Origin of the sequence: Caballeronia sp. LZ028, assembly GCF_031451415.1 — a bacterium.
GTDB lineage: Bacteria > Pseudomonadota > Gammaproteobacteria > Burkholderiales > Burkholderiaceae > Caballeronia > Caballeronia zhejiangensis.
On the sequence record NZ_JARUXN010000032.1, the window covers coordinates 1 to 2,528 of the forward strand.

The following is a 2,528-nucleotide window of genomic DNA, read 5'->3' on the forward strand; positions in this document are numbered from 1 at the left end:
ATTCACTGAATTGAGCGTCGATTCGCTTCGTCATCCAGAAAATTCCACGCCACCTCGCCCGCAACTTGGGCAGCTGGTGCATTGATCAGCGTTTCCCTAAGGTTTTGAGACTCACATGCGTAAAAAGATTCTCGCTAGAAGTAGTTAATGAATATGTAAGTTTTCGATAATTTGGCACGGTCCGGGAGCGCTCTGTGACCTATCTACGAGCGATTCCGCAGATGGAGCCGCCTTGTCGATGATTCGACCTGAAAGTGAACTGCCTCAAAATTATTCGACTGCGTCATCGGGGAATCATGAAACAAGCATTAGTCATAAGTGCACTGGGTGTGTTGCTGGCTTCTTGCGCTACCGTATCAACGCCTCCACAGGTCAAAGAGGCGCCTGTTTCTAGAATTCAGCAGCAAGCGGCACAGACCGCAACGTCCGTGACAGACTCAAAGGCAGTCAAGCGAAAGATCGCGATTGGTCGATTCAGCAACGAGACGCGTTATGGGCGTACGTTCGTCACCGACTCAAATCTCGACCCACTCGGCAAGCAGGCAAGCGACATCCTTGCGAGCCGATTGGTCGCATCGAAGCAGTTTCTGGTATTCGAACGACCGGACATCGCAAAGGTCACTGCCGAGCAAATGCTCGCGAAAGATAGTTCGTTGGTCGGCGTCGACGCGCTTATCCTCGGTTCCGTAACGGAGTTTGGGCGTAGCACGACAGGGACGTCCGGCTTTCTGAGCGCCACGAAGGTTCAACACGCCCATGCAAAGGTTGAGCTTCGCCTCGTCGATGTGAAAACGGGATACGTCTTTTTCTCCGCATCTGGAACGGGCGAAGCGTCGACCGAGTCCGGCGAAGTCGCGGGATTCGGCAGTCGCGCCGACTACGACGGCTCCCTCAACGACAAGGCAATCTCGGCCGCGATCTCCGACGTCATCGGACGCATGATGACCAAGCTCAAGGAGCGTCCCTGGAAGAGCGACATCCTCAAAGCGGACGGCTCAACGCTTTATATCAGTGGTGGCGCATTGCAAGGCATCAAGCCGGGCGACACGCTGCACGTCTACAAGGCGGGCGAGTCGATTCAAAGCGGCCAGACAGGCTTCTCCATCGCGCTTCCGCCGACTGCCATCGCGACGATCCGCGTGAGCGCCAACTTTGGCGACAGTGAGACTAACGAAGGTTCCGTTGCTCAAGTGCTGAGCGGAACGGTCACGAGAGATAAAGCCCTGTACGTCGCAGAGTAAAAGCAAAATGATTCGATTCCTTTGTGTAGCAACGCTCGTCGCTGCGCTCGCAGGCTGCTCGACGCCCGTAAGTCAGGTTGTTTCAGGTAGCGCGCGACCAAGCTTGCGCCTGGTCGGCGCCCCCGCTGGCAGCGAGTTGATGCTCGACGGCCAGTCGCTTGGCGATGCAAGCCGTTATGACGGGATCAACGGTGTGATGTCAATTGAAGAAGGTCCACACGCAATCGAAGTGCGACAGGGCAGTGTGATCCTCGTAGAAAAGCGAATCTTTGCCGCTGACGGCGAAGCCGTTGCAATCGATGTTTCGAGTGGAGGCCAATAAGTATGAAAGCATGGAGACTCGCGACGGTATGCACCTTGGCAGCGCTGACTGCCGCCTGCGCACCGCAATCGAAATATGCATGGGGAAGCTACGAGTCCTCGCTGTATCAGCACTACAAGACGCCGGGCGACACCACCGCATTTGCACAGCACCTCTCGGAGACAATCAGCAAAGCCGAGCAATCTGGACAGAAGGTGCCACCTGGCATCTACGCCGAGTATGGGGAAGTCCTGCTCGAAGCCGGCGACACGAAGCAAGCCACAGTGTTCTTCGAGAAAGAGAAGTCGACGTGGCCTGAGTCGACTTCATTCATGACGACAATGATCCGCGTTGCCTCCGGCACGAAGGAAGCGAAGAAATGAGCCTCACTCAATCCTTTCTACGGTTGACCCTCGCTCTGGCAGGCATTGCGTCGATGGCCGCATGTGCACCGGTCCCCGTTCACAACGACTATTCGGCGTTTCGGCACGCAGATCCGCATTCCATTCTGGTCGTTCCGGTAATCAACAAGAGCGTCGACGTCGACGCGCCTGATTACTTCCTCTCCACCATCAGCCGTCCGCTCGCTGAACGCGGTTACTATGTTTTTCCCGTCAACCTCACGAAACGTGTGATGGAGGACGACGGACTCGCTGACGCTGACCTCGTACATGCAAACGACCCGACAGCACTTGGCAAGATGTTTGGTGCCGACTCGATCATGTATATCACGATCAATCGGTGGGACGCGAAGTATGCAATTTTGGCAACGGCGGTCACCGTCGACTTGAGCTATGCGTTGAAGAGCGGAACCACCGGGGAGACCCTCTGGACGCACAAGCAAACAATGGTCTATCAGCCACAAGCAGCGAGTGCCGGCAACCCGAGAGCTAACGTCAAGAGTGGTGTATGAGCAGCATCGTGACGGTCGATTTCAAGCGGCGAGTTTCTGCTGAACCGGTCGATCGTCTTGCACCGGTTCGCCG

Annotated in this window: 4 protein-coding genes; all 4 read left to right on the plus strand. The window is 55.9% G+C overall.

The features are described from left to right. Positions 1-296: 296 nt before the first annotated feature. Genes QCE58_RS33910 through QCE58_RS33925 form a run of 4 tightly spaced genes read left to right on the plus strand, consistent with a single transcriptional unit; the run spans position 297 to position 2,455 of the window. Positions 297-1,241 carry a CsgG/HfaB family protein gene (locus QCE58_RS33910; RefSeq protein WP_250522766.1) on the plus strand — a complete coding sequence of 315 codons (945 nt, stop codon included), beginning with the start codon at positions 297-299 and terminating at the stop codon, positions 1,239-1,241. Between the two features lie 7 nt (positions 1,242-1,248). Continuing rightward, positions 1,249-1,563: a hypothetical protein gene (locus QCE58_RS33915; RefSeq protein WP_250522767.1), complete on the plus strand. Its 315-nt coding sequence runs from the start codon at positions 1,249-1,251 to the stop codon at positions 1,561-1,563. A 35-nt stretch (positions 1,564-1,598) separates the two neighbouring features. Continuing rightward, complete coding sequence (locus QCE58_RS33920) at positions 1,599-1,925, plus strand: DUF4810 domain-containing protein (protein WP_250522768.1); 327 nt, start codon at positions 1,599-1,601, stop codon at positions 1,923-1,925. Next, positions 1,922-2,455, plus strand: a complete 534-nt coding sequence (locus tag QCE58_RS33925; RefSeq protein ID WP_250522769.1) for a GNA1162 family protein — start codon at positions 1,922-1,924, stop codon at positions 2,453-2,455. The genes QCE58_RS33920 and QCE58_RS33925 overlap by 4 nt, the downstream gene beginning before the upstream one ends. Positions 2,456-2,528 lie beyond the last annotated feature (73 nt).